The sequence below is a fragment of the Pseudomonas marginalis genome, assembly GCF_001645105.1.
In the GTDB taxonomy this organism is placed as follows: domain Bacteria; phylum Pseudomonadota; class Gammaproteobacteria; order Pseudomonadales; family Pseudomonadaceae; genus Aquipseudomonas; species Aquipseudomonas petroselini.
The window spans coordinates 127910-151876 of sequence record NZ_LKEG01000025.1 but is presented as its reverse complement, the minus strand read 5'-3'; the positions used below and the strand labels follow the sequence as shown (position 1 = coordinate 151876).

Sequence of the window (23967 nt, the reverse complement as noted above, 5' to 3'; positions counted from 1 at the left end):
ATTCCACTCCAGCATCCTGGTCGGCTGTCAGGCCGCCAGCGGGAGCAAGCTCCCTCGCCACAGGTTCAGCGCCATAGCCAGAGTGCCGTAGATACCGATGCCTCGATGGCGCTGAATCAGTCACCTGATGAATCGACTGACACACCGCTATCGGGGGCAAGCCCCCTCCCACATTTGCATCGCGGTCTAACCGTTAGATGCCGCTCGGCTGTCAGGCCGCCAGCGGGAGCAAGCTCCCTCGCCACAGGTTCAGCGCCATAGCCAGAGTGCCGTAGATACCGATGCCTCGATGGCGCTGAATCAGTCACCTGATGAATCGACTGACACACAGCTATCGGGGGCAAGCCCCCTCCCACATTTGGATCGCGGTCTAACCGTTAGATGCCGCTCGGCTGTCAGGCCGCCGGCGGGAGCAAGCGCCCTCACCACAGGTACAGTGCTCGCCCTTAACTGACTGGCATAAGGGCAAGCCCCCTCCCACATGTTGAGCTGCGTTAACTCAGGGAAAATGATCAGTGGTTGTAGGCCCGCTCATTATGCTCGGCCAGGTCCAGCCCCATCTCCTCCACCGACTCATGGGCACGCAACCCGACCAGGGCATTGACCACCTTGAGGATGATCCAACTGATCACAAAGCAGTACACCGTGGTCAGCAGCACTCCCTTAAGCTGGGCAACCACCTGCCCCCCCATGGTCACACCTTCCACCAGGCCCCCCATGGACGGTACGCAGAACACACCGGTCAACACCGCGCCGATCATGCCGCCGATGCCGTGCAAGCCGAACACGTCGAGGCTGTCGTCGTAGCCAAAGCGCCGCTTCAACACCGTCACGCTCAAGTAACAGAACACCCCGCACAGCAAACCGATAGCCAACGCACCGCCGACGCCCACATAGGCGCACGCCGGTGTAATTCCCACCAACCCGGCCAATGCACCACTGGCCAGCCCCAAGGCACTCGGCTTGCCGACCTTGAACCACTCGGTGAACATCCAGCCCAGAATCCCGGCGCAGGCGCCCAATTGAGTGTTGAGCATGACGATGCCCGAGGTGCCGCTGAGGCCGCCACCGGAGCCGATATTGAAGCCGAACCAGCCAACCCAGAGCATCGCCGCGCCGGCCATGGTCAGGCTGAGGTTATGCGCAGGCATTGGCGTGTTCTGGTAGCCCTTGCGCTTGCCGAGGATCAGGCACGCGGCCAGCGCGGCCACACCGGCATTGATGTGCACGGCGGTACCGCCGGCAAAATCAAGCACGCCCCAGTTATGCATCAAGGCCCCCGAACCGCCCCAGACCATATGCGCCACCGGGGCATAGACCAGGGTGAACCAGATGGCCATGAACAGCAGCGCCGCCGAGAACTTCATGCGTTCGGCAAAGGCGCCGGCGATCAGGGCCGGGGTGATGATGGCGAACGTCATCTGGAAGGTCACGAACACCCCTTCCGGAATATCCCCCACCAGGCTCTCCGGGGTCATGCCCGCCAGAAAGGCGCGGCTGAGGCCGCCGACAAAACTGTTGAAGGTCACCTGCCCTTCGACCATGCCGGTGGTGTCGACCACCATGCTGTAGCCGTAGATCACCCACAGCACGCCCACCAACCCGGCGATGCCGAAGCACTGGGTGAACAGCGAAAGCATGTTTTTCGCACGGACGAGGCCGCCGTAGAACAGCGCAAGCCCCGGCAAGCACATGAACAGCACCAGCACGGCGGCGGTGACCATCCAGGCGGTGCTGCCGGTGTTCAAGGTGGGTGCATCAGCGGCGTACGCCAAGGGTGCAAAGGCACCGGCCACTAATACACCGAAGAGGGATTTGCCAAGAAGACGATTGACCATGTTCAAAGCTCCTGCAAAAGAAATGGGAAGTACCTGGTTGTAGTGAGCGGGCTTGCCCCGCGCTGGGTGGCGAAGCCGCCCTTAAACCAACCGCCGCATTTCTACCTCAATGAATGCGGCGGCTTTATTGGGGTGGCTTCGCCACCCGGCGCGGGGCAAGCCCGCTCACTACAGGGGCCCGCTAGTAACCGGAGCCCGGCACCCAACGGGTCCCCGCCAGCGGTACCCGGGCCATGGCGGCCGACTCCACGGTCAGCGCCACCAAGTCCTCGGGGTCGAGGTTGTGCAGGTGCGATTTGCCGCACGCACGCGCCATGGTCTGTGCCTCCAGCACCATCACCCGCAGGTAGTTGGCCAACCGCCGCCCGCCTTCCACCGGGTCAAGGCGCTTGGACAGCTCCGGGTCCTGAGTGGTGATGCCCGCCGGATCGCGGCCGTTCTGCCAGTCGTCGTAGAAGCCGGCGGCCGAGCCGATCTTTTTCAGTTCCGCGTCCAGTCGTGGGTGGTTGTCGCCCAGGGCAATCAGCGCCGCCGTGCCGATGGCCACCGCGTCCGCGCCCATCGCCATGGCCTTGGCCACATCGGCACCATTACGAATCCCGCCCGACACGATCAACTGGACCTTGCGGTGCATGCCCATCTCTTGCAAAGCCTGTACCGCTTGCGGGATGGCCGACAAAATCGGAATGCCCACATGCTCGATAAACACTTCCTGGGTCGCGGCGGTGCCGCCTTGCATGCCGTCGAGCACGATCACATCGGCACCGGCCTTGACCGCCAGCTTCACGTCGTAATACGGCCGGCTCGCGCCGATTTTCACGTAGATCGGTTTTTCCCAATCGGTGATTTCGCGCAGCTCGGCAATCTTGATCGCCAGGTCATCCGGGCCGGTCCAGTCCGGGTGGCGACAGGCGCTGCGCTGGTCCACGCCGATGGGCAAAGTGCGCATGCCGGCCACACGTTCGGTGACTTTCATGCCGAGCAGCATGCCGCCACCGCCGGGCTTGGCGCCCTGGCCGAGGACAATCTCGATGGCGTCGGCCTTGCGCAGATCATCCGGGTTCATGCCGTAGCGCGACGGCAGGTACTGATACACCAGGTGCTGGGACTGGCCGCGCTCTTCCGGGGTCATGCCGCCGTCACCGGTGGTGGTGCTGGTGCCGGCGATGGTCGCGCCACGGCCCAGGGCTTCCTTGGCGTTGGCCGACAACGCACCGAAACTCATGCCAGCGATGGTCACCGGGATCTTCAGGTGGATAGGCTTCTTGGCGAAGCGATTGCCGAGAATCACATCGGTGCCGCACTTCTCGCGATAGCCTTCCAGCGGGTAGCGCGACACGCTGGCGCCGAGCAGCAGCAAGTCATCGAAGTGCGGCAGCTTGCGCTTGGTGCCGCCGCCGCGAATATCGTAGATGCCCGTTTCGGCGGCACGCTGGATTTCCTGGATGGTCAGGCGGTCGAAGGTGGCCGACTCGCGCAGGACCGGAGGGGTTTGTTCAGTCATGGTGGAGCTCCTGATCAGTACGCGGAGGCGTTATCGACTTTGAAGTTGTAGAGTTGACGGGCCGAGCCGTAGCGCTTGAAATCTGCCGCCTGGTGGGCGAAACCGGCGCGGTCGAGCAGTTCCTGCAGCTCGTGCAGGTGTTCGCTGCGCATCTCTTTTTCGACGCAGTCCGAGCCCAGGGACTCCACCGTGCCTTTCACGTAGATGTGGGTTTCGTAGAGCGAATCGCCCAGCGCATCGCCGGCGTCGCCGCACACCACCAGACGTCCGGCCTGGCCCATGAAGCAGCTCATATGGCCGATGCTGCCGCCGACGACGATGTCGATGCCCTTCATGGAAATCCCGCAACGCGCGCCCGCGTCGCCCTCGATCACCAGCAGACCGCCATGGGCCGTGGCCCCGGCCGCCTGGGACGCGCTGCCTTTGACACGCACCGAGCCGGACATCATGTTCTCGGCGCAGCCCACGCCGACATTGCCGTGCACGGTGATCGAGGCCTGTTGGTTCATGCCTGCGCAGTAATAACCGGCGTGGCCCTCGATATCGATGGACACGGCCTGGTTCACGCCCACGGCGAGGTTGTGCTTGCCGTTGGAATGGGTCACGCGCCACTCGTTGTCGATGGCCTGGGCGTGCAACGCCTGGTTGAGGTCACGCACGGTGGCGGTGGAAAGATCGATGGTTTTCATGTGTGCGCTCCTTAAGCTGCTGACTCGCGTTCCCAGATGTACAACGTGGCCGGTGCCGGCTCCCAGATCCGCGCGTTCTCGATGCCCGGCAGGCTCGACAGCGCCTGGTACTCGGAGGCCATGGCGACGTAGTCGTCGGTCTCGGCGAGGATCGCCGGCTTGCACGCAATGGGGTCGCGGATCACCGCAAAGCCGTTGCGCGTGCCGATGGCGAAGGTGAAGAAGCCGTCGAGGTCTTCCAGGGAATGGTCCAGCGCCTCTTTGAGCGAATCACCCTGTTGCAGGCGCCAGGTCAGGTAGCCGGCGGCGACTTCGGTGTCGTTGTCGGTTTCGAAGTGGATGCCTTCGCGTTTGAGTTCCTGGCGCAGGCGGAAGTGGTTGGACAGCGAGCCGTTGTGCACCAGGCACAGGTCGGCGCCGGTGGAAAACGGGTGGCTGCCTTCCATGGTCACCGCGCTTTCCGTGGCCATGCGCGTATGGCCGATGATGTGGCTGCCCTGCATGTTTGCCAGGCCGAAGCGCTGGGAAATCTCCTGGGGCAGCCCCATGCCCTTGAGGATCTCGATACTCTGCCCGGCGCTCATGATGCGCACGCTCGGCGCCAGTTCGGCCAGGGCCAGGCGTACCGGGGCTTCGTCGGCGTGGATCTTAAGTACAGCGGCGCTGGCGTTCTGGAACCAATCCAGGGAACAGCCGAGGCGCCCTTCCAGCTCGCCCATCAAGCCTTTCCAGTCGAAGGCTTCGGTGGTGGCTTGCAGGGTCAGCTTGACCCAGCCATCGGCGACTTCATCGCCGTAGATGGCGAAACCGGCGCTGTCCGGGCCACGGTCGGTCATGGCTTGCAGCATGGGTTCAAACAGCTTGCCGAGCTGGGGTTCCAGCTGCGGATTCTTCAGGTACAGGCCTACGATTCCACACATAACAAGTCTCCGTCACACGGTGTCAGAAAAATTCGGTATAGCGCTGGATTTCCCAGTCGCTCACATGGCGGCTGTACTCCACCCACTCCATGCGCTTGAGCTTGATGAACTCGCCCACGATCTGCGGGCCAAGCACTTCGGCGAACAGCGCGTCGGCTTCCAGCGCGTCGCAGGCTTCCTTGAGGGATTGCGGCAGGGTCTTGATGCCGCGCTCGGCGATCTGCTCGAGGCTCAGGCTGTAGAGGTTTTCGTTGCAGACGTGGTCGATTTCCAGCTGGCGATCGATACCGTCCAGGCCCGCGGCGATGATCGCGGCGCTGACCAGATAGGGGTTGCAGCCTGCATCCGGCAGGCGAAATTCCAGGCGACCGTACGGCACGCGCACCATGGCCGAGCGATTGTTGGCGCCAAACGCGATGAAGGCCGGGGCCCAGGTGGCGCCGGACAACGAGTTGCCGACCACCAGGCGCTTGTACGAGTTGACCGTGGGCGCGGCGAACGCACACAGCGCCGGGCCATGGGCGAGCAAGCCGGCGGCGAAGTGATAGGCAAGTGTCGACAAGCCCATGCCGCTCGGGTCGCTGGCGTCATGGAACAGGTTTTTGTTCTCGGCGCTGCTGATCGAGAGGTGAAAGTGCATGCCATTGCCGGCGCGTTTCGGGTCGGGCTTGGGCATGAAGGAGCAGATCATGCCCAGGTCATTGGCGATCTCGCCGGCGGCCATGCGGAAGAAGGTGAAGCGGTCGGCGGACGTCAGGGCGTCGCTGTAGGTGTAGTTGATCTCGAACTGCCCGTTGGCGTCTTCGTGGTCGATTTGATAGACCTCGAAATCCACCGCCTGCAAGGCTTCGGTCAGGCGCTCGAGGAACACCCGCGAACGCGACAGGCCCTTGTAGTCGTAGCAAGGCTTGTCGAGGTTGTCGCTGGGGTCGACCAATTGCAACGTGCCCTGCTCGTCACGGCGCATCAGGTTGAACTCGGGTTCGAGGCCGGTGTTCAGCGTCCAGCCCTTATCCTGCAGGCGCTGCACTTGTTGCTGCAACACGTGGCGGCTGTCGTAGGGGTGGGGTTTGCCGTCGACATGGCCGACACACACCACACGCCCATAACCTGGCTGCCAGGGTACCGGGGTCAATGTCGACAGATCGCCGCGCGCCATGAAGTCCGGACCGTGGGGCTCCATGCCCATGCCGCTGATGGCAAACCCGGCAAACCCCGCGCCCTCTTCGGCCACTGTCTTGAGCCCGCAGATGGGCACCGACTTGGTCTTGGCCGCACCGTGTATATCCACAAACTGCGCAAGCACGTACTTGATCCCGTGCTTGTCGATAATGCGCTGGGTTTCTGCTGGCAACATTGCGTGTCACTCCTCGCGAAAGGCAAAACCGTGTGGGTGGGCCTAGGCTGTCTTTTTATTCCTAAAAAGAAAGTTAGTTTCCCTACAGGAATGCAATACCCTTGCCAGATTCGCGGACGGCTGTTTGATGTGCCGGTGAAAGCGCTTTTGTGCTGTATATATGGGAAAATTCTTTTCCCTGCAGGAATACGTACAGCGGGGTGGCCTTTAAGCGCCAGACTTTGCACTTTCCCAGTGCGAAAATAATATTACTGAACGGAAACCGTGCAGGAGCCGATGATCATGTCCACCGAAACCGCCCCGCGCCTCAAGCTCGAGCAATACCTGGGGCTGCAGATCAAACGCCAGCGCCAGGCCCAGGACCTGAAGCTATCTGACGTGGCAAAAATTGCCGATATCAGCCAGGGCATGTTGAGCAAGATCGAGAACGCCCAGGTCTCTACCAGCCTCGATACCTTGAGCCGCCTGTGCGACGTGCTCGGGCTGCCGCTCTCGAAATTATTCAGCGAATACGACCAGCAGGATGGCAGCGCCTTGCTGGTCAAGGCCGACCAAGGCATGGAAGTGGTGCGCCGGGGGACGGAGAAGGGGCATACCTATCACCTGCTCAACCATACGCGCGGGCCGAAGAAGAGCTTCGAGGCGTACATGGTCAGCATGGATGACGCCAGTGAGGAGTTTCCGACGTTTGCGCACCCAGGGACCGAGTTTCTGCACCTGCTTGAAGGGGAGCTGATTTATCGCCACGGCAACCAGCTGTATCGCATGGAGGCCGGGGACAGCCTGACGTTTGAGGGCGAGATTCCCCATGGGCCGGAGGAGTTGGTGCGGGTGCCGATTCGGTTGTTATCGATCATGAACTACGGCAACGACAAAGAATAAGCGGCTTTGCTGCACACCTTTTAAAGGCGCATAAGCACCTTGTAGTGAGCGGGCTTGCCCCGCGCTGGGCGGCGAAGCCGCCCCAAACCAGGCGACTTGGTCTTATCTGGAACTCGGCGATGTCTTTATGGGGGCGGCTTCGCCGCCCAGCGCGGGGCAAGCCCGCTCACTACAGTTTGCAGAGACCTGGGACCATCGCGGGCAAGCCAGCGCCCACCTTTGATCGCATTCGACCTTCCGGTCGCCCCCGTAAAAAATTCCCTCCAGTTAAAAATCTTTCCCAAAACCCCTAGACGCCCCGCCCTCATTCCCCTATAAAGCCACTTCAGGAATATTTTATTCCCCACAAGAAAACGCGCTCAAGGAATGAGCCTGCTGTCCTCAGACATTTTTTCGCTATGCGATGAGCTGCCGCCATCATCCCGAGGACGTGTCATGCAACACGAAAAAAACCATTTCATCATTAAGGTCACTTGTCCCGCGGTGTCCGGCATTGTCGCTGCCGTCACCACTTACCTGGCGGACAAGGCGTGCTACATCGGGGAGATGGCGCAGTTCGACGATGACTTCAGCGGCCGCTTCTTCATGCGTGCGGTGTTCCGCTTCAACGATGGCCATGCGGGCAACCTGCAAGAGATCAGAGACGGTTTCGCCGATGTCGCCCAGGCCTTCGACATGCAGTGGGAGCTGCACGACACCCGCGAGCCGATGCGCGTGATGCTGATGGTGAGCAAGTTCGACCACTGCCTCACCGACCTGCTCTACCGATACCACAAGGGTGAGATGGACATGACCCTCACCGCCATCGTCTCCAACCACCTCGATCTGCGGCCGATGGCCGAGCGCGAGGGCATTCGCTTTATCTACCTGCCGGTGTCCAAGGACAACAAGGCCGCGCAGGAAGCCGAGTTGATGAAGATCGTCGACGACACCCGCACCGAACTGGTGGTGTTGGCGCGCTACATGCAGATCCTCTCCGACGACCTGTGCCGGCAACTGTCGGGGCGGGCGATCAATATCCACCATTCGTTCCTGCCCGGTTTCAAGGGTGCCAAGCCCTATCACCAGGCTTATCAACGCGGCGTGAAGTTGATCGGTGCCACCGCGCACTACGTGACCAGCGACCTGGATGAGGGCCCGATCATCGAGCAGGAAGTACAGCGCGTCGACCACGTGTACAAGCCCGACGACTTGGTCGCCATTGGTCGCGACACCGAAACCGTGGCCCTGTCCAAGGCGGTCAAGTACCACCTGGAGCACCGGGTCTTCCTCAATCAGGACAGAACGGTGGTGTTCCGGTGAACGCGCATAAACTGATCGACGGCAAAGCCGCCGCCGCACGGGTGCTGCTGCAAGTGCGCGAAGACGTGGCGCGTCTGTATGGGCAGGCTATTCAACCGGCGCTGGCGGTGATCCTGGTGGGCAACGACCCGGCCAGCCAGGTGTATGTGCGCAACAAGATCCTGCGCGCCGAAGAGGTGGGCATCCGCTCCATGGAGCATCGCCTGCCCAGCGACACCAGCACCGAACAATTGTTGATCCTGATCGGCCAATTGAATGCCGACCCGGCGATCCACGGCATCCTCCTGCAATTGCCGTTGCCGGCGCAGATGGACGAACTGCGCGCCCTGGAGGCCATCGCGCCGGACAAGGACGTCGACGGTTTTCACAGCCAGAACGTCGGCGGCCTCAGCCAGGGGCGCGCGGTGCTCACGCCGTGCACGCCGAGCGGTTGCCTGTACCTGCTGGAACACACCTGCGGCGACCTGCGCGGGAAGCACGCGGTGGTGATCGGCCGTTCGAACATCGTTGGCAAGCCCATGGCCGCGCTGCTGCTCAAGGCGGATTGCTCGGTGACCGTGCTGCACTCACGCAGCCACGACGCCCAGGCCCTGTGCCGCCAGGCCGATATTGTGATCGCTGCCGTGGGCCGCGCCCGCTTGATTGACGCGAGCTGGTTGAAACCCGGCGCAGTGGTGATCGATGTCGGCATCAACCGCATCGACGACGACGGCCGCAGCCGCCTGGTGGGTGATGTCGACTTCGACAGCGCCCTGCCCCATGTCGCCGCCATCACCCCGGTGCCCGGCGGTGTCGGGCCGATGACCATTGCCTTCCTGATGAAAAACACCGTGGCCGCCGCCCAGGCGCAACACCACGCCCTACGCAGCCAATCGGAGGCCGTATGCCATTCAATCTATTGAAATACGGGCTGAGTTCCGAGTACCCGGTGGAGGTGGACCTGCCACCGCCCAAGGCACTCAAGTCGAGTTACGACGTGGTGATCATCGGCGCCGGTGGCCATGGCCTGGCGACGGCCTACTACCTGGCCAAGTACCACGGCATCACCAATATCGCGGTGCTGGAAAAGGCCTACCTGGGCGGCGGCAATACCGCGCGCAATACGGCGGTGATCCGCTCCAATTACCTGACCAGCGAAGGCGTTCGTTTCTACGCCGAGTCGGTGAAGATGTTCCAGTCGCTGTCCAACGAATTCGATTTCAACATCATGTACTCCGAGCGCGGCCAACTGACCCTGGCCCACACCGACGCCACCGTGCGTTCGTTCCGCCAGCGCGCCGAGGTCAACAAGCACTTCGGCGGGCGTACCGAGATGATTGATCGCCAGCAGATCCGCGAGCTGGTGCCCAGCCTTAACCTCGACCCCGGCCACCTGCCTGTGATCGCCGGGCTCTGGCATATCGACGGCGCCACCGCGCGTCACGATGCCGTGGCGTGGGGCTACGCCAAGCAGGCAGCCAAGCGCGGCGTGGAGATCCACCAGCTCACTGAAGTGCAGGACCTGGTTATCGAAAACGGCGCCATCACTGCGGTGAAAACCAATCGCGGCACCATCAAGTGTGGTTGCGCGGTGCAGGCGATCGCCGGGCACAGCTCGCTGCTGATGGCCAAGGCCGGCATCCGCTCGCCAATCCAGACGTTCCCGCTGCAGGCCATGGTCACGCAGCCGTTCAAGCCGTTCCTCGATCCGCTGGTAAGTTCCTCGGCGCTGCACTGCTACGTGCAACAAACCAGCCGTGGCGAAGTGGTGTTCGGTGGCGGTTCCGATCCCTACCCGCTGTTCAACACGCGTTCGACCCTGGACCTCAAGGAAAGCCTGCTGGCCCATGCCATCGAGATGTTCCCGTTCCTGGCCAACGCCAAGTTGATGCGCCAGTGGGCCGGGATCACCGACATGACCCCCGACTACAGCCCGATCATGGGCCTGTCGCCGGTGAAGAATTACTACCTCGACGCCGGCTGGGGCACCTGGGGCTTCAAGGCCACGCCGATCTGCGGCAAGACCATGGCCGAGCTGGTCGCCAGCGGCGGCAAGGTGCCGGACTTGATCAAACCCTTCGGCCTCGAGCGCTTTTCGACCTTCCAGCAAGTCAACGAAATGGGCGCCACAGCGGCCAGCCACTGACGGAGAGCAGACGATGAAAATCATGATTTGCCCGCTCAACGGACCGCGCAATATCAGCGAGTTCACCTACGGCGGTGAATTCAAACCGATGCCCGACCCGCTGACCTGCAGCGATGCCGAATGGGCCGACTACGTGTTCAACACCGACAACCTTGCCGGCGTGGTGCGCGAATGGTGGATGCACACGCCGTCCAGCTACTGGTTCCTCGCCGAGCGCCACACGGTCACCGACGAGATCGTGCGCACCTTCGATCCGCGCGAAGTGTTCACCACCCGCGTCGACTTCACCACCGCCAAGGAGATCGCCGGATGAACCGCCTCCCCGCCCCCATGGGCCTGCTGATCCAGCGTGACCAGCCACTCGACTTCAGCTTCGACGGCCTGCCCTACCAAGGTTTGCAGGGCGACAGCATCGCCAGCGCCCTGCTCGCCAACGGGCGCTTCCTGATGTCGCGCTCGTTCAAATACCACCGCCCACGCGGCCCGTTGACCATGGCCGGCCATGACGCCAACAGCCTGGTGCAACTGCCCCGCGAACCCAACGTATTAGCCGACGCCCACGCGCTGTCCGCCGGCTTGGCGGTGACGCCGCAGAACGTCAACGGCTCGCTGGACAACGACAAGGACGCCTACCTGGGCAAGTTCTCCAAGTTCATGCCGGTGGGCTTCTACTACCGTTCGTTCTACAAGCCCAAGGGCATGTGGAAAGTCTGGGAGCCGATCATTCGCAAAAAGGCCGGCCTGGGCGTGCTCGACCTGACGTTCCAACCCGAGTACTACGACAAGGCCTACCTGTTTACCGACCTCGCCGTGATCGGCGCCGGCCCCGCTGGCTTGCAGGCCGCGCTGACCGCCGCGAATGCCGGCGCCAAGGTGCTGCTGATCGAGCAGCAACCGATCCTCGGCGGGTCGCTGACCTACGCGCGCTTCGATATTGCCGGCACCCGTGCCGACACCTTGCGCCGCGAGTTGCTGGGCGCGGTGCAGCAACACGCGAATATCCAGGTACTCACCGACGCCACCTGCAATGCCTGGTTCACCGACAACTACCTGCCGGTGATCCAGGGCAAGCGCCTGTACAAAGTGCGCGCGCAGCAGTGCCTGGTATGCAGCGGTTCGTTCGACCAACCGGTGGTCTTCCGCAACAATGACCTGCCGGGGGTGATGCTCACCAGCGCGGCGCAGCGCCTGATGAAGCTGTATGCGGTCAAGCCCGGCAAGCGCGCGGTGGTGCTCACCGGCAACGATGACGGCTACCTGGCCGCCCTCGACCTGCATGACCAGGGCGTGGACGTGGCCGCTGTGATCGACCTGCGTCACGCCCCGGCGGACATAGCCCTGCCGGGTGCCCTGGCCCAGCGCAAGATCGCGTGCCTGAGCAACAGCACGGTGTTCGAGGCCCTGCATGAAAAAGGCCTGCGCCATGTGAAGGGCGTCGACGTGCGCCAGATCACCGGCCAGGGCCAGGTCAGCACCAGCGGGCAAGTGATCGACTGCGACCTGCTGTGCATGTCGGCCGGTTATATGCCGGTCTATCAGTTGCTGTGCCAGGCCGGTGGCAAGCTGGCCTATGAAGACTCGCGGGCGGAGTTCAGCCTCAGTGGCCTGCCGCGCAATCTGGGCGTGGCCGGTTCCGTACACGGTCGGCATCAACTGGACAATGTGCTGGCGGATGCGACCAACGCCGCCGCCGACAGCCTGCTCGCCCTCGGATTGAACAGCGCCAGCCCGCCTGCAGTGCTGCGCCCTGAAGCCCAGGTCAACTTCCACTGGCCGATCTTCCCGCACCCCAAGGGCAAGGATTTCGTCGACTTCGACGAGGACCTGCAGGTGGCGGACATCGTCAACGCCACCCGCATTGGCTACCGCGATGTGCAGTTGGTGAAGCGTTATTCCACGGTCGGCATGGGCCCGTCCCAGGGGCGCCACTCGGCGCTGCCGACCGCACGGCTGGTGGCCTGGGCGACCCAGCGCACTATCAGCGAAACCGGGGTCACCACCGCACGACCGCCGTTCGTGGCGGAGAAACTCGCGCATGTCGCCGGACGCGCCTTCGACCCCTACCGCCAAACACCGATGCACGCGCGCCATGTGCAAGCCGGGGCGAAGATGATGCCCGCCGGTATCTGGCAGCGCCCGGCCTATTACGGTAAGGCCCAGGACCGCGAAGCGTGCATGCAGGCCGAAGCGCTGCACGTGCGCAACAAGGTCGGGATAATCGATGTGTCCACACTCGGCGGCCTCGACGTGCGCGGCCCGGACGCCGCCGAACTGCTTAACCGCCTCTACACCTTCGCGTTCCTCAAGCAGCCGGTGGGCCGTTCGCGTTATGCGCTGATGACCAACGAACACGGCGTGGTGATCGACGACGGCGTGTGCGCGCGGCTGGCCGACAACCACTTCTACGTCACCGCCACCACCAGCGGCGTCGATCGTATTTACCAGCAGATGCTCAAGTGGAACGCGCAGTGGCGCCTGGACGTGGACGTGACCAACGTCACCGCCGCGATCTGTGCGGTGAACGTGGCCGGGCCGGACTCGCGCAAGGTGCTAGCGCAGGTGTGCAGCGACCTCGACCTCAGTGCCGAAGGCTTCCCCTACCTGGGCGTGCGCCAGGGCACGGTGGCCGGGATCAAGGCACGCCTGCTGCGGGTGGGTTTCGTCGGCGAGCTGGGCTATGAAATCCACGTACCGGCACGCCACGGCCTGGCGTTGTGGGACGCGTTGATGACGGCCGGCAAGGCCTTTGACATTCGCCCCTTCGGCGTCGAGACCCAGCGCCTGCTGCGCCTGGAAAAAGGCCACGTAATCATCAGCCAGGACACCGATGGCATGACCCACCCGGCGGAAATCGACATGGGCTGGGCGGTCAGCCGCACCAAGCCGTTCTTCGTCGGCCGCCGCTCGGTGGACATCCTCGAAGCCCAGCCGCTGAAACGCAAACTGGTGGGCTTCAGCCTGCCCAAGGGCAGTGTGCAACCGCTGGAAGGCCATCTGGTACTCAACGGCGCGGACATCAGCGGCAACGTCACCTCCTGCGAATACTCCACCACCCTGGGCCGCATCATCGGGCTGGCCTACGCCGGGATCGACCAAAGCACACCGGGGCAGCGCATTCCGATTCGCGTCGAAGGCGGCATCGTCGTCCAGGCCGAGGTGGTGCAACTGCCGTTCTTCGACCCCACTAACCAACGCCAGGAGGGTTAAGCCATGACCAGTCTGAAGGCCCACGAATTGTTCACGCCGCCCTGCCAACTGCAGGACCAGACCGACCTGCCCCGGGTCGGCTTTCGCGGCGCACAGAGCGCCGAGTACCTCACGGCGCGCGGCTTCACGTTGCCGGGCGGGCCCAACCAAGCCTGCGCGCAAGCGGACGGCAGTTGGGTGGCGCGCCTGTCGCAGAACGAATACCTGGTGCTGGGCAGCCCGCGGGATCAGGGGCAACGGATTGCCGATGAAGAAGCGCGTTGGGAACTGGACCACCGCGCCAACTACTTGCTGCCGCGCCAGGACAGCCATGCCTGTGTGCGGCTCAGCGGGGAGGTGATTGCGCAGGTGATGGCGAAGCTGTGCGGGGTGGATCTCAGTTTCCCGGCCTTCAAGCCGGGGATGGTGGCGCAGACCTCGGTGGCGCGGGTCAATGCGATTGTCATCCACACAGGCAGTGGGGAGCTGCCGGCGTTTCATATCCTCTGGGATCGCGCCTCGAAGGCATACTTCGAGGGCGCGTTGCGGGATGCGCTGGAGGAGTTCGGCGGGGTGGGTCAGTCGGTGTAGCCCAACCGCGCCGCCCTGACCTTTTGGGTGTGTTGACGTGTCGCCAGGCAGTAATACAACGGGCACGTCACCACCAACCCCACCAGCCACGACAAGTCCGCGCCTTCCACCAGGTTGGCCCACGGCCCCACATACAGCGACGTATTGGCAAACGGCAGTTGCACGATGATGCCGATGAAGTACGCCACGATCGCATGCAGGTTGAAACGCCCATACACCCCGCCATCGGCCTGGAAGATCGAGGCAATGTCATAGACCCCGCGCTTGATGATGTAGAAGTCGATCAGGTTGATTGACGCCCACGGCACCAACACCAGCAACAGCGTGAGGATCAGGCCGATAAATTGCGAGATGAAGTCCGCCGACGCGCCCAACGCCACCACGCAGCAACCGGCCAGGACCACGCCCGACAGCGCCACGCGCACCTTGATGCTCGGGGTCCAGTGGCTGGCGAAGGTCTGGACCGAGGTGATGATCGACAGCACCGCGCCGTACAGATTCAGGGCGTTGTGGCTGATGATATTGAGCAGGAACAGCACCATCAGGATCGGCCCCAGCCAGCCGGTGGCTTGCTTGACCGCGACCATGGCTTCGGTGCCCTCGGGCGTGGCCAGTGCAGCGACCAGGCCAAAGGCGAAGGACAGGATGGTGCCGAGGGTCGCGCCCAGGTAGGTGGCGAGGAACGGCCGGGTGATGCCAATGTCCGCCGGCAGGTAGCGCGAGTAGTCGCTGGTGTAGGGCGAAAAGCTGATCTGCCAGATCACCCCCAGCGACACGGTAGCCAACCAGCCAGCCGCGTTGAAGCCGCCACGGGTAAGGAAGTCTGCCGGCAGGTCATGGGCAAAAATGTAGATAAAACCGGCCAGCAAAGCGCTGCCCATCACCCAGGTGCCGATGCGGTTGAGGGTATGGATAAAGCGATAGCCGATTACGCCGATGGCGGTGGCGCTGAGGGCGCCGATCAGGATGCTCGCCGGCACCGGCACCGACGGCACGATGCCGACGATGGACTTGCCGGCCAGGACGATATTGGAGATGAAAAAACCGATGTAGATCAGCGCGGCGAAGAACACGATCAGCAGCGCGCCGTACCGGCCGAACTGGCCACGGCTCTGCACCATCTGCGGGATGCCCATGCGCGGGCCTTGAGCCGATGCGAGGGCAATCACGATGCCGCCGAGCAGGTGCCCGAGGGCAATCGCCAACAGCCCCCACGCCAGATTGAGATGGAACACCTGGGCCACCATGGCACCCGTGACGATCGGCAGCGGCGCGATGTTGGTGCTGAACCATAAGGTGAACAGGTCGCGGGCCTTTCCATGGCGCTCTGCGAGGGGGACGTAATCGACCGTGTGATGCTCGATCAGGGGGTCTTGCCGGGACATCTGGGGCATGGAAATGAACTCGCGTTTGTCTGATCTTATAGTTGTTTGACGCCAAACCGGGGGAGCTCTTTGGCCGCCCCTCAGATGAACACCATATTATGGTATTCCAACATTTTCACAAGACTGATCCGTAGTCTTAGCGCGCATCTGATCCGCAAGTGTGCCACAGCGCACCCTGTTATTTCCCGCCATAGCTCCCGTATTTATGGGCGATAGGCCCGAGGATTGACGTTCATCGGGCGATTGAAAAAGCGGTTGCATCGACTGTATTACGGTATACCATCAGACCTACAAACTCATAAAAACCGCTTTACCCGCAGAGGACCGTCCCATGATCGATGCCGCTATCTACAAACAAGTGATGGGTTCGTTTCCGTCCGGTGTCACCGTGATCACCACGCTCGATGACGAGGGGCAAATCGTCGGGTTGACCGCCAGTGCCTTCAGTTCACTGTCCATGGACCCGGCCCTGGTGCTGTTCTGCCCCAACTACAGCTCCGACTCGTACCCGGTGTTGATCAAGAACAAGCGCTTTGCCATTCATGTACTTTCCGGTGGGCAGCAAACCGAAGCCTATGCCTTTGCGCGCAAAGGCAAGGACAAGGCCCAGGGCATCGAATGGACGCTCAGTGAGTTGGGCAACCCGATCCTGGCCAATGCCACGGCGGTGATCGAGTGCGAGTTGTGGCGCGAATATGAAGGCGGCGACCACGCGATCATGGTCGGCGCGGTGAAGAACCTGATCGTGCCCCGGCAGAACGCCGGGCCACTTGTGTATTGCCACGGCAAGATGGGCGCCCTGCCACTGCCCGCCTGATCCCCGACACCGTTCTGAAAACACCGAAGATCAAATGTGGGGCTTGCCCTAATGTCAGTCAGTTAAGGCAAACACTGTACTTGTGGCGAGGGAGCTTGCTCCCGTTGGGCCGCGAAGCGGCCCCAGCTCTTTGTTTAAAACAACTGGGACTGCTACGCAGTCCAACGGGAGCAAGCTCCCTCGCCACAGGTTACTTTTCGCTCTTGCTGCTTCTTAACTGACTGGTAGTAGGGCTTGCCCGCTCCCTCATTCGAACGTCCCCCAAAGGGCTGCGGTGCCAGTTAAGTGCGGAAGCGGCTGACCAATTGATTCAACGTCTGCGACAACGCCGTCAATTGCTGCGCATCCTGGCGTGTAGAGTCGGCCAGGCTTGCCACTAATTGCGCATCCCCATGAATCTGGCTGATATGCCGATTGATGTCTTCGGCCACCTGGTGCTGCTCTTCGGCCGCGGTGGCGATTTGCGTGTTCATGTCGCGGATCACGTCGACCGACTCACGGATCAGGCCAAAGCTTTCACGCGCGTCGTTGATCGACACCACCGTTTCCTGGGACACCTCCAGGCTCGCATGCATCTGCTTGCCCATCTGGTGAGTGCGGCGCGCCAGGTTACCGAGCAGCCCGTCGATTTCACCGGTGGAGTCCGAGGTGCGCTTGGCCAGCGCGCGCACCTCGTCCGCCACCACCGCAAAACCACGGCCCTGCTCGCCGGCCCGTGCGGCTTCGATGGCGGCGTTCAGGGCCAGCAGGTTGGTCTGTTCGGCAATGGAGCGGATGGTGCCGAGGATTGACTGGATGTCATTGCTGTCTTTTTCCAATTGCTCCATGGCCTGGGCGGATTGGCCGATCTCTACACTCAAGCGCCCGACACTGCTCACCGCCGCGTCGATCTGTTGCTGCCCGGTGTGGGCCTGGCGCTGGCCGTTGTCGGCCGAGTCGGCCGCCTGGCTGCAGGAGCGCGCGACTTCGTTGGAGGTGGCAACCATTTCATGAAACGCCGTCGAAACCATATCCACCGCTTCGCGCTGTCGCTCGGCGACTTCGGCCATTTCTACCGAGACTTCGGTGGCACTCCCGGAGCTGCTGTGGATCTGCCCGGCCGCCTGCCCGATACGCTGGATCAGCGTGCGGATCGCTTCGAGGAACTGGTTGAACCAGCCGGCCAGTTGCGCCGTCTCGTCACGCCCCTTCACTTCCAGGCGCGCGGTCAAGTCACCTTCACCTTGGGCGATGCCTTCCAGGCCGCTGGCCACGCCGCGAATCGGCTTGACGATCAGCCCGGCAAACCAGGCCCCCGCCACCGCAAACAGCACACCACACACCAGCGCGATGGCTGCAATCAGCCAGGTCAGGCGCGCCGCGCCGGCCATCACTTCACTCTCGCGCACCAGCCCGACAAACCGCCAGCCCAAGGCCTTGGACGGCCACACCAGCGCCATATAGCGCTCACCCGCCAGCTCGACCTGCACCAGGCCCTGGTCGGCTTCGCTCAACTGACGATAGCCATCGCCCAGTTGGCCGAGAGGCTTGAAATTATGGGACGGGTCATTCGGGTCCACCAGCACCGTGTTGTTGGCTTCCATCAGCATCAGGTAGCCGCTTTCGCCCAGCTTGATCTGCTTGACCAGGTCGGTCAGTTGCTTGAGGGACACGTCGATGTTGACCACCCCGCTCGCGTTGCCCTGGCGGTCGTTGAAGCTTTGCACGGTGCTGACCAGCACCACATCGTCGGCGGCCCAGTAATAGGCCTCGGTGCGCAGAGTCTTGCCCGGCTGGGCCATGGCGGTCTTGTACCAGGGGCGTGTGCGCGGATCGTAGCTGGCCAGCTTGGGGTCGCCGGGCCAGAACACATAACCGCCGTCCTCGGTGCCCAAGGACAGGTAGGTGTAGGCCGAATGACTCTGGGCCAAGCCTTCGAACAGCTTGAACACCTGCTCGTCGCGCTCGCCGGGTGCGACTTGCGCGGCATCGCTGGCCAGGTAGCGTTTCACATCACCCTTGATACTCTGCAGTTGCGGGTGCGCGGCCAGGTAGCTGACGTTCTGGCTGATGCCTTCGAAAAACAACTGCATCGCGTTGTCGACCTGGCGGATCTCGCGCCCGCTGCTGTCGATAAAGCCATCCCGTGCCTCATGACGCACATTGAGGATGATCAGCACAGCCACCAGCAATACCGGCAGGCTGGCGATCACCGCAAAGGCCAGGATCAGTTTTTGTTTTATGTTCATCTAGCTCGCTTTCCTTGTGAGGTGACGGTGCGACCGTTGGAGAGAAAAGTTTTGCGGATATTCCGTATTATGGTATACCAACAATCAACCCGCCGAACAGCTGTCATCACTGGCACGCTTCAAACTGGCGAGAGTACTTAAGGGCCCGCAGCCGACAGGCCGATCACAATAGATCCGAGGTAAGCGTCATGAAGTTTTCCCTGTTCGTACACATGGAACGTTGGGACGAAAGTGTCAGCCACCGGCAGTTGTTCGAAGACTTGACCGAACTGACCCTGATGGCCGAGGCCGGCGGTTTCAGTACCGTATGGATTGGCGAACACCACGCCATGGAATACACCATCTCGCCGAGCCCGATGCCGCTGCTGGCTTACCTCGCGGCCAAGACCACCACCATTCACCTGGGCGCCGGCACCATCATCGCGCCGTTCTGGCACCCGTTGCGGGTGGCGGGTGAATGCGCCTTGCTCGACGTGATCAGCAACGGGCGCATGGAAGTCGGCCTGGCCCGTGGTGCTTACCAAGTCGAATTCGACCGCATGGCCGGCGGCATGCCCGCCTCCAGCGGCGGCCAGGCGCTGCGCGAGATGGTGCCGGTGGTGCGTGCGTTGTGGAAAGGCGACTACGCCCACGACGGCGACATCTGGAAATTCCCCACTTCCACCAGCGTGCCCAAGCCGATCCAGCAGCCCAACCCGCCGATGTGGATCGCCGCCCGCGACCCGGACTCGCATAACTTCGCGGTGGCCAACGGCTGCAACGTGATGGTCACGCCGCTGATGAAGGGTGACGAAGAAGTCCTCGACCTGAAAAACAAATTCCAGGCCGCCCTCGACAACAACCCCGGCGTACCACGCCCGCAACTGATGGTGCTGCGCCACACCCACGTGCATGCCGCCGATGATCCGGACGGCTGGAAAGTCGGGGCCAAGGCGATCTCGAAGTTCTATCGCACCTTCGATGCCTGGTTCGGCAATAAAGAGGTGCCGGTGAATGGCTTCCTGGCGCCGAGCCCGGAAGAAAAATTCGCCGCCCGCCCGGAGTTCGAACTGGACAGCCTGCACAAGACCGCGATGATCGGCACCGCCGAAGAAATCATCCCGCGCATCCGCTACTACCAGGAACTGGGGGTGGATGAGTTCAGCTTCTGGTGCGACAACAGCCTGCCCCATGCCGAGAAGAAGAAGTCGCTGGCGCTGTTTATCGAGCAGGTGGTGCCGGCGTTTCGTTGATCGCTGCATAACCCAGCCGCTTGCCTCTTCACGGAGCAAGCGGCTTTTTGTTGTCAGCTATCATCACCCTATCGGTAAAAGTCTATTGCGCCGCACAATGTACTAACTGGTTACTTATCTTGCTAAAATCGCGTCTTTGCCCTCTCACCTTCGAGTCCTGTCGATATGAAACGAGCATCGAGCGCCCTAGGCGCCTCTAGATTCCTCCTGCTGGGCCTAGGCGTGATCATCGCCCTGCTCGGCCTCGCGCTTGCCGTCGGCGGCGTTAAACTGGTCAGCCTGGGAGGTTCTTGGTACTTCTTGGTCGGCGGTGCGGTGATGGCCGTTTCCGGCCTGTTGATTGCCCTGCGCAAACCGGCCGGCGCGTGGTTATTCGCGGCGTTCCTGCTGGGCACCGCGATCTGGGCCGTGGCCGACGTGGGCCTGGTGTTCTGGCCGCTGTTCTCGCGGGTGTTCATGTTTGCGGCCATCGGTATGGTGGTGGCGCTGGTTTATCCGCTGCTCGTCAACAAGCCTGCCCGGGGCGCCTATGGCGTTGCCGCCGTGCTGGCAGTGGGCGTGGCGGTGGCAGCAGGCAATATGTTCGTTGCCCACCCAAGTGTCGCCCCGACCGGTGCCGGCCCTGGCATCACCCCCGTAGCCCCGGCCGATGCCCAGAAAGACTGGGCCCACTACGGCAACACCGAAGGCGGCAGCCGCTTCGCCGCGCTGGACCAGATCAACCGTGACACGGTCAATAAGCTCAAAGTGGCCTGGACCTACCACACCGGTGACGTGGCGATCAGCGACGGCAACGGTGCCGAAGACCAACTCACGCCCCTGCAGATCGGCAACAAGGTGTTTATCTGCACACCGCACAACAACCTGATCGCCCTCGACGCCGACACCGGCAAAGAGCTGTGGAAGAACGAGGTCAACGCCAAATCGGCGGTGTGGCAGCGTTGCCGGGGCATGGCTTACTTCGACGCCAGCGCGCCGATCGCCCAGCCGACCCAGCCCAACAGCTCGCCGATCATTGCCGCCAGCGTGCCTGCCGGTGCGCAGTGCCAGCGTCGCTTGCTGACCAACACCATCGATGCACGCCTGATCGCCGTGGATGCTGACACCGGCAAGTTCTGCGAAGACTTCGGCACCCACGGTCAAGTGGATTTGAAGGCCGGCCTGGGTAACGTGCCGGACAGCTACTACCAACTGTCCTCGGCGCCGCTGATGGCCGGCACCACCGTGGTGGTGGGTGGCCGCGTGGCCGACAACGTCCAGACCGATATGCCCGGTGGCGTGATCCGTGGCTTCGACGTGATCACCGGCCAGATGCGCTGGGCCTTCGACCCGGGCAACCCGGAAGACAAAAAAGCCCCGGCCGACGGCAGCACTTATGTGCGCAGCACGCCGAACAGCTGGGCGCCAATGTCCTATGACCCGCTGATGAACACCGTGTTCTTGCCGATGGGCAGCTCGTCCACCGACATCTACGGCGTGGAACGCACCCAGCTCAACCACAAATACGGCGCCTCGGTACTGGCGCTGGACGCCTCCACCGGCACGGAAAAGTGGGTGTACCAGACCGTCCACAATGACCTGTGGGACTTCGACCTGCCGATGCAGCCAAGCCTGATCGATTTCACGCCGCCAGGCAGCGACAAAGCCGTGCCGGCAGTGGTGATCGGTACCAAGGCCGGGCAGATCTACGTGCTCGACCGCGCGACCGGCAAGCCGCTGACCGACGTACAGGAAGTCCCGGTCAAGGCCGCCAATATCCCTAACGAGCCCTACTCGCCCACCCAGCCAAAGTCGGTCGGCATGCCACAGATCGGCGCGCAGACCCTCACCGAGTCGGACATGTGGGGCGCCACGCCGTTTGACCAGTTGCTGTGTCGCATCGACTTCAAGGGCATGCGCTACGACGGCCTGTACACCGCGCCCGGCACCGATAAATCCCTGAGCTTCCCGGGCTCGCTGGGCGGCATGAACTGGGGCAGCATCTCCACCGACCCGGTGCACGGCTTCATTTTTGTCAACGACATGCGCCTGGGTCTGTGGATCCAGATGATACCGTCGCAAAACAAGGCCCAGGCCTCGTCCGGTGGCGAAGCACTGAACACCGGCATGGGCGCCGTACCGCTCAAGGGCACGCCGTATGCGGTGAACAAAAACCGCTTCCTGTCGGTGGCCGGCATCCCGTGCCAGGCGCCGCCGTTCGGCACCCTCACCGCGATCGACATGAAGACGCAAAAGGTCGCCTGGCAAGTGCCGGTCGGCACCGTTGAAGACACCGGCCCGCTGGGGATCCGCATGCACCTGCCGATCAAGATCGGCCTGCCGACCCTCGGCGGTACCCTCTCCACCCAGGGCGGCCTGATCTTCATCGCCGGCACCCAGGACTTCTACCTGCGCGCCTTCAACAGCGGCAACGGCGATGAAATCTGGAAAGCCCGCCTGCCGGTCGGCAGCCAAGGCGGTCCGATGACCTACGTGTCGCCGAAAACCGGCAAGCAGTACATCGTGGTCACCGCCGGTGGCGCACGCCAGTCCACCGACCGTGGCGACTACGTGATCGCCTACGCCCTGCCATAACCCTCTCCAGGCGCGGTGCCCCCAGCACCGCGCCTTCTGCTTCGGAAGAACCCGCATGACCCCCTTTTCTCATCTTTCCCTTGGGCGCCTGTTGCTCGGCCTGGCCCTGGGTGCCGCCCTGCCTGTGCAAGCGGATGACACCACCCTGACCGGCGACTGGGGAGGCCTGCGCCGTGAGCTCGACGAGCAAGGCGTGCGCTTCACCGGTGACTACAGCGGCGAAACCGCCTACAACGCCCACGGCGGCCAGCATCGTTCGGCGCGCTACTCGCAGAACGTCAAGCTCGGCGTGCAGTTCGACCTGGGCAAGCTCTATGGCTTCAACAATGATGACCGCATCCAGCTCACCCTCAACGACCGTCGCGGCAACAGCGCCTCCGAAGACCTGGTGGGCAACCGCCTGCCGATCCAGGAAAACTATGGCGGCCTCTACACGCGCCTCACCGAGCTGAGCTACGAGCGCACGCTGTTCACCCCGGCGCTGAACCTCAAGGTCGGCTACATGGCCATGGGCAACGACCTCGGCGGCCTGGACAGCGGCATCCTGTGCAACTTCATGAATGCCGGCTTCTGCGGCCACCCGCTGAACATGTCCGGCGGGAGCGGCTGGACCAACTACCCCAACGCACGCCTGGGCGCACGGGTGAAATACGACTTCTCGCCTGCCTGGCAACTGCGCGTCGCCGCGTTCAATGTCGACCCGGACAGTAACGGCGACTCCAGCCGCGCCTGGCACCTGAGCCCCAAGCACACGACTGGCACCGTAGTGCCCATCGAGCTGGTGTACAAACACGCGGGCAGCCTGCCGGGTGAATACAAACTGGGCTATTACTACGACAGCTCCGACGTGAAACGCATTGGCAGCAACAAGGCCGTCAGCGGTCGCGGTGGTCACTACCTGCTGGTCGACCAGGCGGTATGGGCGTCCGACTCATCTGCCGGCCGCGTGCTGCATGCCTTCGGCCAATACTCGGCAGCCAGCGAAGCGGCCTCGCCGTTCAGCAAGTGGTACGGCGCCGGCGTGGTGCTTTACAAGCCGTTTGAGGGACGGCCACGCGATACCCTGGCCTTGGGGTATGGGCGTGCCGTACCCAACCCCCGCAGTCGCGACGTGCAGGAACTGGCCGCCTTCAACGCCGGGAACGATTACCCCAACCTGAACAATGCCGAACAATTGATCGAACTCAGCTATGGCTACCAGGCCACGCCGTGGCTGAACCTGCGCCCGGATGTGCAATACATCATCGAGCCAGGAGCGTTCTCCGGTGCGGATATCGACAACGCGCTGGTGGTGGGCCTGCAGGTCAAGGCAGTGTTCTAAGCGCCCAGCGCGGTTA

Annotated in this window: 17 protein-coding genes and 2 pseudogenes; 11 read left to right on the top strand and 8 right to left on the bottom strand. The window is 62.8% G+C overall.

Annotated features, from left to right (window positions below; translation table 11 throughout):
* Positions 1-512 precede the first annotated feature (512 nt).
* The 5 genes from AO064_RS04785 to glnT all read right to left on the bottom strand — a co-directional run bounded on the left by AO064_RS04785 (position 513) and on the right by glnT (position 6308).
* Positions 513-1838: an ammonium transporter gene (locus AO064_RS04785; RefSeq protein ID WP_064052588.1), complete on the bottom strand. Its 1326-nt coding sequence runs from the start codon at positions 1836-1838 to the stop codon at positions 513-515.
* A gap of 181 nt (positions 1839-2019) precedes the next feature.
* Complete coding sequence (locus tag AO064_RS04780; RefSeq protein ID WP_012723552.1) at positions 2020-3342, bottom strand: FMN-binding glutamate synthase family protein; 1323 nt, start codon at positions 3340-3342, stop codon at positions 2020-2022.
* Positions 3343-3356: 14 nt separating this feature from the next.
* Positions 3357-4031, bottom strand: a complete 675-nt coding sequence (locus AO064_RS04775) for a GltB/FmdC/FwdC-like GXGXG domain-containing protein (RefSeq protein ID WP_012723551.1) — start codon at positions 4029-4031, stop codon at positions 3357-3359.
* 11 nt (positions 4032-4042) lie between these two features.
* Complete coding sequence (locus AO064_RS04770; protein WP_012723550.1) at positions 4043-4951, bottom strand: class II glutamine amidotransferase; 909 nt, start codon at positions 4949-4951, stop codon at positions 4043-4045.
* A 22-nt stretch (positions 4952-4973) separates the two neighbouring features.
* Positions 4974-6308 (bottom strand): type III glutamate--ammonia ligase, encoded by a 1335-nt coding sequence (gene glnT / locus AO064_RS04765; RefSeq protein WP_064052587.1) that lies wholly within the window; start codon positions 6306-6308, stop codon positions 4974-4976.
* A gap of 282 nt (positions 6309-6590) precedes the next feature.
* Between glnT and AO064_RS04760 the strand changes: the two genes are divergently transcribed.
* The 7 genes from AO064_RS04760 to AO064_RS04730 all read left to right on the top strand — a co-directional run bounded on the left by AO064_RS04760 (position 6591) and on the right by AO064_RS04730 (position 14394).
* Positions 6591-7190, top strand: a complete 600-nt coding sequence (locus AO064_RS04760; RefSeq protein WP_027603577.1) for a helix-turn-helix domain-containing protein — start codon at positions 6591-6593, stop codon at positions 7188-7190.
* Between the two features lie 435 nt (positions 7191-7625).
* Entirely contained in the window at positions 7626-8492 is an 867-nt protein-coding gene (gene purU, locus AO064_RS04755; RefSeq protein WP_064052586.1) for a formyltetrahydrofolate deformylase, read from the top strand.
* Positions 8489-9394 (top strand): bifunctional methylenetetrahydrofolate dehydrogenase/methenyltetrahydrofolate cyclohydrolase FolD, encoded by a 906-nt coding sequence (gene folD / locus AO064_RS04750; RefSeq protein WP_064052585.1) that lies wholly within the window; start codon positions 8489-8491, stop codon positions 9392-9394. Before purU ends, folD begins: the two co-directional genes overlap by 4 nt.
* On the top strand, positions 9376-10617 hold the full coding sequence (locus tag AO064_RS04745; RefSeq protein ID WP_064052584.1) for an FAD-dependent oxidoreductase: 1242 nt from the start codon (positions 9376-9378) through the stop codon (positions 10615-10617). The genes folD and AO064_RS04745 overlap by 19 nt, the downstream gene beginning before the upstream one ends.
* A 13-nt stretch (positions 10618-10630) precedes the next feature.
* Positions 10631-10930 carry a sarcosine oxidase subunit delta gene (locus AO064_RS04740; RefSeq protein ID WP_012723544.1) on the top strand — a complete coding sequence of 100 codons (300 nt, stop codon included), beginning with the start codon at positions 10631-10633 and terminating at the stop codon, positions 10928-10930.
* The gene (locus AO064_RS04735; RefSeq protein ID WP_064052583.1) at positions 10927-13824 is read left to right on the top strand and encodes a 2Fe-2S iron-sulfur cluster-binding protein; all 2898 of its coding nucleotides are present in this window, start codon (positions 10927-10929) and stop codon (positions 13822-13824) included. The genes AO064_RS04740 and AO064_RS04735 overlap by 4 nt, the downstream gene beginning before the upstream one ends.
* Before the next feature lie 3 nt (positions 13825-13827).
* Positions 13828-14394 (top strand): sarcosine oxidase subunit gamma, encoded by a 567-nt coding sequence (locus tag AO064_RS04730; protein WP_046035377.1) that lies wholly within the window; start codon positions 13828-13830, stop codon positions 14392-14394.
* On the opposite strand, the gene AO064_RS04725 is transcribed toward AO064_RS04730, so the two are convergent.
* On the bottom strand, positions 14382-15788 hold the full coding sequence (locus AO064_RS04725; protein WP_064052582.1) for a purine-cytosine permease family protein: 1407 nt from the start codon (positions 15786-15788) through the stop codon (positions 14382-14384). The genes AO064_RS04730 and AO064_RS04725 overlap by 13 nt on opposite strands.
* 322 nt (positions 15789-16110) lie before the next feature.
* Between AO064_RS04725 and AO064_RS04720 the strand changes: the two genes are divergently transcribed.
* Positions 16111-16596, top strand: a complete 486-nt coding sequence (locus AO064_RS04720; RefSeq protein ID WP_012723540.1) for a flavin reductase family protein — start codon at positions 16111-16113, stop codon at positions 16594-16596.
* Positions 16597-16877: 281 nt separating this feature from the next.
* Here AO064_RS04720 and AO064_RS31690 read toward each other — a convergent pair.
* Positions 16878-17474: pseudogene (locus tag AO064_RS31690) on the bottom strand (methyl-accepting chemotaxis protein); the annotation flags it as partial.
* A gap of 309 nt (positions 17475-17783) precedes the next feature.
* Positions 17784-18668: pseudogene (locus AO064_RS31685) on the bottom strand (cache domain-containing protein); the annotation flags it as partial.
* A 344-nt stretch (positions 18669-19012) separates the two neighbouring features.
* Here AO064_RS31685 and AO064_RS04710 point away from each other — a divergent pair.
* The 3 genes from AO064_RS04710 (at position 19013) to AO064_RS04700 (ending at position 23951) form a co-directional block, all read left to right on the top strand.
* Positions 19013-20056, top strand: coding sequence for an LLM class flavin-dependent oxidoreductase (locus AO064_RS04710; protein ID WP_064052580.1), 1044 nt, complete (start codon positions 19013-19015; stop codon positions 20054-20056).
* Between the two features lie 165 nt (positions 20057-20221).
* On the top strand, positions 20222-22630 hold the full coding sequence (locus tag AO064_RS04705; protein WP_064052579.1) for a glucose/quinate/shikimate family membrane-bound PQQ-dependent dehydrogenase: 2409 nt from the start codon (positions 20222-20224) through the stop codon (positions 22628-22630).
* Positions 22631-22685: 55 nt separating this feature from the next.
* A complete protein-coding gene (locus tag AO064_RS04700) occupies positions 22686-23951 on the top strand; it encodes a carbohydrate porin (protein WP_064052578.1) in 1266 nt (421 codons plus the stop codon).
* Positions 23952-23967: the final 16 nt, after the last annotated feature.